General features: G+C 28.6%; 5 protein-coding genes and 1 pseudogene. 4 read left to right on the forward strand and 2 right to left on the reverse strand.

Annotated elements, in window-relative coordinates; translation table 11 throughout:
* Window positions 1-2 precede the first annotated feature (2 nt).
* Together BUB36_RS13560 and folE are read right to left on the reverse strand one after the other, a co-directional pair.
* Window positions 3-971, reverse strand: a complete 969-nt coding sequence (locus tag BUB36_RS13560) for a bis-aminopropyl spermidine synthase family protein (RefSeq protein WP_073151304.1) — start codon at window positions 969-971, stop codon at window positions 3-5.
* A 495-nt stretch (window positions 972-1466) separates the two neighbouring features.
* Complete coding sequence (gene folE / locus BUB36_RS13565; protein ID WP_073151307.1) at window positions 1467-2054, reverse strand: GTP cyclohydrolase I FolE; 588 nt, start codon at window positions 2052-2054, stop codon at window positions 1467-1469.
* Window positions 2055-2850: 796 nt separating this feature from the next.
* On the opposite strand from folE, the pseudogene BUB36_RS20195 reads away from it, so the two are divergent.
* From BUB36_RS20195 to BUB36_RS13585, 4 genes and pseudogenes are all read left to right on the forward strand, one after another.
* Window positions 2851-3381, forward strand: a pseudogene (locus BUB36_RS20195) (ISAs1 family transposase).
* 188 nt (window positions 3382-3569) lie between these two features.
* Window positions 3570-3743 carry a hypothetical protein gene (locus BUB36_RS19755; protein ID WP_165613090.1) on the forward strand — a complete coding sequence of 58 codons (174 nt, stop codon included), beginning with the start codon at window positions 3570-3572 and terminating at the stop codon, window positions 3741-3743.
* Between the two features lie 209 nt (window positions 3744-3952).
* Complete coding sequence (locus tag BUB36_RS13580) at window positions 3953-5158, forward strand: ISL3 family transposase (protein ID WP_073151315.1); 1206 nt, start codon at window positions 3953-3955, stop codon at window positions 5156-5158.
* 582 nt (window positions 5159-5740) lie between these two features.
* The coding region (locus BUB36_RS13585; protein ID WP_073148081.1) for an NAD(P)/FAD-dependent oxidoreductase at window positions 5741-6370 on the forward strand (630 nt) is incomplete at its 3' end.

Raw genomic sequence — 6370 nt, forward strand, 5'->3', positions numbered from 1 at the left:
AATTAATTCTTTCTATGAAAATCTAGATATATTTGTGGCTGTAAAAATAATTTATCCTTAGAAAAAGCTCTAACGAAAATACATAAGTCCGTTGTCATAAATTCTTCCTCAGAGTAATAACTTGAAAAATTCTTGTTCAATTCAATTAGAACAAATCCTAATTTTTGTAAATATTCTATCAAAAAATGAAATCTTCTTTTTCCTATACGTTCTATTCCTAAATTCATAAAAATAATATCTCCCAAATTTCCAGTAAGAACTTGATTTATGAATATTAGCCAAATCTGTAATCCCCCAGAACTATCAAAAGGGTCACAATGAACTGCAGAATATTGGTTTCGCCATACTTCTGGAGCTTTATATCTAATATCATACACTTCAGCAACTTCTTCATATAGAGTTTCATTAATAGTATTAACAATTCTTGTATCAGCATCTACTACACTAACATTATAATTCCTTAATAATTTTTTCAGAGCAATAGATGTAAAATCATCATCACCTAAAAACATTATTCTATATCTCCACGGTGGCAAAATTTCCGCAATTTTTTTTGCTCTTTTTTTAGTACTATCAATGGTTGTATGCATTTGTCCAAGGCTAAAATCATTATCTGCAAAAATACTATTATCCATATCAATATTTTTTTCTAATTTATAAATTTCATTTTTTATAAAAAATTTATTGTTTATATGGTTCAAAACATTTTTCTCCTCTAAAAAGTTAATAAAATTTGTCGCCAACTCATAAGTACCTAAAATTTTAACAATCTCATTTTTATCTAGTGGAGAAATCATCAATCGCCATATCCATAATTCAAACTCATACTTGCTTTTTTTATACCAATTATTCCAGATTAATTTGGAAGTAAAATTATTAGTTACCCCAAAATTAGTAGATAAATTAGTCATTTCTTTTTTGTAATCATACTTGCAAAACCCATCATATAACTTATCTATATCAAACTTCATATAATTAATATAATCATATACAAATTAAATAATGTTAATTGTAACGATTATATATACCTCCTATTTCTATTTTTTCTATCCATTTAATATAAAGCACCAATATATAGATAACTTTAATTATTATATTTTCTAAAATTAGCATTGTCATAACTATTTACTTACAGTTATTCATAGAACATACTTCATACTAGTTATATGAAGTATGTTCTAAAACACGGAGCTACTAAAAAAATATCAAGATTTTATGCTCCTGCAACTTTTGAAGCAACTAAAATTTCTTCTTCTGTCCATTCTAGTTCTTCCTCAGTAGTAATATTTACTTTTTCTTTACTCATGATAGTCTCCTCCTTTCAATAAAATTTATATATTAAAACCTAATATGGGATTCACGTAGTAAAACTTAATTTATACATATACAAATACTTAGTGTTTTTAGGCTTTTTGGACATGTATAAATTAAAGTCTTTACTTAAATTCCTATATTAGGTTTTAATCTCACTTCACCAACATCATTAAGTTATTAAGCAAACCTCTATCTTCATTGAACTTACCTCTTAGTGTAGTTGTAATAGTTTCTGAATTAGTTTTTTTAATACCTCTAGCAGCTATACATGCATGTTCAGCCTTAATTATTACAGCGATATCATTTGTATTAATAATTCTTTCAAGTATTTCAGCAATATCTGAACCTATTCGCTCTTGCAATTGAAGCCTTTTACCTACCATCTCAGCAATTCTCGCCATTTTACTTAGCCCTATTACTCTGTCTTTCGGTATGTATGCTATATTTATACTCATATTATACATAAGAGCTAAGTGATGTTCACAATAACTAAATATTTTTATGTTTTTTAGTAAAACCATATCATCATATTTATCAACAATATCTAAATCATTATCAAACGTTACTTTAAACATATTTGCTATATCATCATTCGTAAGTCTTATACCTTCAAAAATCTCTTCATACATATCTGCAACTCTTTTAGGTGTATCTATTAGTCCTTCTCGTTCAATATCTTCTCCTATTTCTATTAATATGCCTCTAATATACTCCATAATTTTTTCCTTATTAATTGCCATTTTCAGACTCCTTTTATGCTAACTTTTTATAAAAAAATCTTAAGATACATCAGTTTTTTATCCTATAATCTAAAGTAAATACTTAATTCTCCACATTCTTTGTTTTACATCAAATTAAATTTCATAACTTATTGATATCTTACAAAACGTTTTCAACAATTTATATCATTAATACAACAGCAACATAAAAATCCCTACATTTTGCTAAAAGTAAACATTGCAGTGTAAATAATAGTTTCCCAATTAAGTGATAAAATATAAGAACTGCAAATCTACTGTGATCTTTAATAACGAAACTTAAATTATAAATTCAAGTTCCATGAATAGTTCAATTAATATGTCGACATATAGGTTTAGATATACATTTTTTTAAATATTATTCTAAATATAATATAAATTGTATAAATTTATAGTTTTTATATATCTATAGTATATTATACCTATATATACATATTTTATCAATTGTTTTTTCTTGACATAATTTTACAATAAATAACAAAATACAAAAAGACTAGCCAATGTAGACTCATAATAAACTCTGGTGTAACCAATACCCCTGGAGTTTTGCAGTAACTTTACATATAGTGTAGTCTGAAACAAAGTCATCCGAATTGTTTCAGACTCTATTTTTTTTATTTTTCTTTCCACGGCAATCGCATGAAAAATAATAGAAAAGATAATAGCAAAAATATATAGAAAAAAGTGAAATGATAAGTATTCTCAAAAATGAGACTGGGAATAAGTGTCGAACCTTTAAAGTATTAAGAAAAAAATATTTTAAGGGGATGAACATAAGATGAGTATAAAGAATTTTAAAGATACATTTGGAAATGTAAAAGACTTTAGGCAAGAAGGAAAAATAAAGCACAAACTAATAGAAATACTATTTATAGCAGTAGTTGCAACTATAGCAAACGCTGATAGTTGGATAGAAGTAGGAGATTTTGTAGAGACAAGAGAAAAATGGCTGAGGAAAAATATAGATTTAGAAAATGGAGTACCATCACACGATACATTTGAAAGAGTATTTGAAAACATAGATAGTAAAGCTTTTAATAAAGCATTTATAAGTTGGACAAAGAAAATAAGTGATCATACAGATTGAAGAATAATAGCAGTGGATGAAAAAACATCAAGGGGATCACATGATGGAAAAAAGAGAGCAATTCATCTAGTGAATGCATGGGTAGATGAAAATGATATTATACTGGGTCAATTAAAGACAGAGGCAAAGAGTAATGAAATAACAGCTATACCAGAGTTTTTAGAATTATTATTTTTGAAGGAAAGTATAGTAACAATAAATGCGATGGGTACACAAAAGTGAGCCTGACACTTTTCCTTATATTAGTGGGAGCCTTTTTGATAATTATTTTGTCTTTGGAAAGAAATTAGTTAATAGATTCCAAATATCACACTTTAAAGTCTGAACCTTCAGAAAAATTCAAAAATCAGAAATAATTCAATATAATACAACTAAGGCAAAAAATAAATTATAAAAGGAGGGAGAATTAAATGACACACAAAAACAAGACTTTTGTTACAGCTAAGGAATTAGTCAATTCTATTGAAAATGAAGGATTGAGGTTGTTTTCAGATATAAAAGCCTCAGGTATTCCTAGTAGTGTAGCTCCTATAGGTGATGACTCATTTTTAGATTCTTGTGGTAATTATACTAATTGTTTGTAAAAAGAATTTAGTTAATAAATTCTAAATATTACACACCGAAGTTTAGATTTTCAAAAAATATAAAACTTAAGGTTCAACCGCGAATTTTGTGATTGAATAAAGTTTCCATAAATTACATTATCAATTAATTGGTAAAAAGGGTACAAAAAAATCCTATACCTTCCTTATCATTTTATATGCCAATACAATCAAACAAGGGGGTGCATCGGATGACTATCAATTATGATTTTATCCGAAATTTAATTGGATTACAAGGAATAGAGGTAGTCTATTCCAATGTAAATAATGGCATATTTGAAGTGTTTGCAACATCTATCTTTGATTTTGCTACATGCCCAAATTGTGGTCATATCACATATACCGTGCATGATAGAAGGTTTCAGCCATATAAACATTTACCAATCTGGGGAATGGATACCGTTATCATACTTGAGAAAAAACGATATGTGTGCAACTGCTGTTGCGAGAATCCTTTTGACGAACACTTTGATTTTATTAGAAAATATGGGCGTTATACTATTCCCTATGAAAAGTATATTTTTACATTGGCTCACAAAAATACAATCAAAAATGTTAGTGAGATCATTGGTAACAGTGAAGGTACATGCCAAAGAATTTATAACCATTATGCAAAAGAATATCTTGCATCATGTAAGCCTGAGCCATTAAGACTTTTAGGCATTGATGATATTGTCTCTAAAAAGGGACACAATTATGATACCGTAATCTATAATCAAGAAACAGGTAATGTAGTTGCAATTTTCTCGGGCAGGAGAAAGGAAGATGTAATCACTTACCTAAAAAGCTTACCTGAAGATCTAATCAGAGGTATTGAAGCAGTTTCCATGGATATGAGTAGGAGCTATTGTTTCTCCATATTAGAATGCCTGTCTAATGCAAAACCTGTAATAGATAGGTTTCATATATCACAACATCTTCATAACTGTGTAGATGATGCAAGAAAGCACATTCAAAACCATATCCGTAAGTATGGTAAAAAGGATGAGGTATTCAAAATACGTTGGTGTATATTAAAAAACATTGAAGACCTAGGCTATAAGGAATATGAAAATCTGCTTATTGCTTTTGCTAAGTATCCAAAGCTTGAACAACTTCACTATCTCAAAGAAGAATTTAGAGTATTCTTTGACCTTATAACAAAGGAAAATGCTGAAGCATTTTTGGATTTCTATAAGGATTTAGCAGAGGAATATGATATTCCTGAGCTTAAAAAATTTACGAAAACCCTTGATAACTGGAAGCCATATATTTTAAATTATTACGATTATCCAATATCCAATGGAACTACAGAAGGGAATAATCATAAAGTAAAAAACATTAAGTGCAGGGCTTATGGATATCGTAATCGTGATAATTGGGAAATTAGAGTTAAATATGAATTTAAATGTGCTTAAAATCCAGCTCTTCAAGGTATCTAGGATACTTGCAACTACTTGTGTTGTTATAATTATACTTTATAGCAATAATAAGTATATATAGGTCAAAATATCATATATAACTAAATTTAGTCATTCTGATTTCAGGAAAATATATCAATAATTTTCCTGTGTAGTTGTTCTTGACAAGGTAGGTACATGGTTTATCACAACATTCATTGTTGAACCAATTATGGGATTCACGTAGTAAAACTTAATTTATACATATACAAATATTCAGTGTTTTTAGGCGTTTTGGACATGTATAAATTAAAGTTTTTACTTAAATTCCTATAAGAACATTTCATAATTAAATATTTATAAAAAGTGAATTTCTAGTTTTCTATAAATAATTTAGGGGTAATATTACTACATGAGATATTAAGATATTAAAAAAATATCAATAATCACGATTATATAATAAACAAATTTACAAATTAATCAAAAATATGATATAATAATTCAGAATTAATAAAACTTATTTAGATTAGTCTATTATGTTTTAAAAAAAATATTCTGGCAAACGATTTTTTATTCAAATTAAATAAAGGAGGAAATTTTATGGAAAATTTATACGATGTTGTGATAATTGGATGCGGTCCAGCAGGTCTAGCAGCAGGATTATATTCTGCCCGTGCTAAAATGAAAACCTTGATATTAGAAAAGGGTAAGACAGGTGGACAAATAGTAACTACCAATGAAGTAGCAAATTACCCTGGTTCAATCAGAGAAGCTACAGGACCGAGTCTTATTGCAAGGATGGTAGAGCAGGCAGAGGAATTTGGTGCTGAAAGAAAAAACGATGCTGTAGTTTCAGTTGATTTTAGTGACAAGATTAAGGTTGTAAAATGCGAAAATGGAGAATATCGTGGAAAAGCAGTTATAATAGCTACTGGAGCAACACCTAGAAAGATAGGAGTGCCAGGAGAAGAAAAATTAACTGGAAAGGGAGTATCCTACTGTGCAACCTGTGATGCTGACTTCTTCACTGACCTTGAAGTGTTTGTCATTGGCGGTGGTGATTCAGCCATTGAAGAAGCAATGTATTTAACAAAGTTTGCTAGAAAGGTTAAGGTTGTTCATAGAAGAGATACCTTAAGGGCAGCTAAATCCATTCAAGATAAAGCATTTAAGAATGAAAAAATTGAATGGATATGGAATACAGTTGTAGAGGAAATCAAAGGCGATGGA

The organism is Paramaledivibacter caminithermalis DSM 15212 (assembly GCF_900142245.1).
GTDB lineage: Bacteria > Bacillota > Clostridia > Peptostreptococcales > Caminicellaceae > Paramaledivibacter > Paramaledivibacter caminithermalis.

Excerpts from the sequence above, each read along its gene's own strand:
- BUB36_RS13560 (WP_073151304.1), bottom strand. The coding sequence starts at position 971 with ATGAAGTTTGATATAGATAAGTTATATGATGGGTTTTGCAAGTATGAT.
- folE (WP_073151307.1), bottom strand. The coding sequence starts at position 2,054 with ATGGCAATTAATAAGGAAAAAATTATGGAGTATATTAGAGGCATATTA.
- BUB36_RS19755 (WP_165613090.1), top strand. The coding sequence starts at position 3,570 with ATGACACACAAAAACAAGACTTTTGTTACAGCTAAGGAATTAGTCAAT.
- BUB36_RS13580 (WP_073151315.1), top strand. The coding sequence starts at position 3,953 with ATGACTATCAATTATGATTTTATCCGAAATTTAATTGGATTACAAGGA.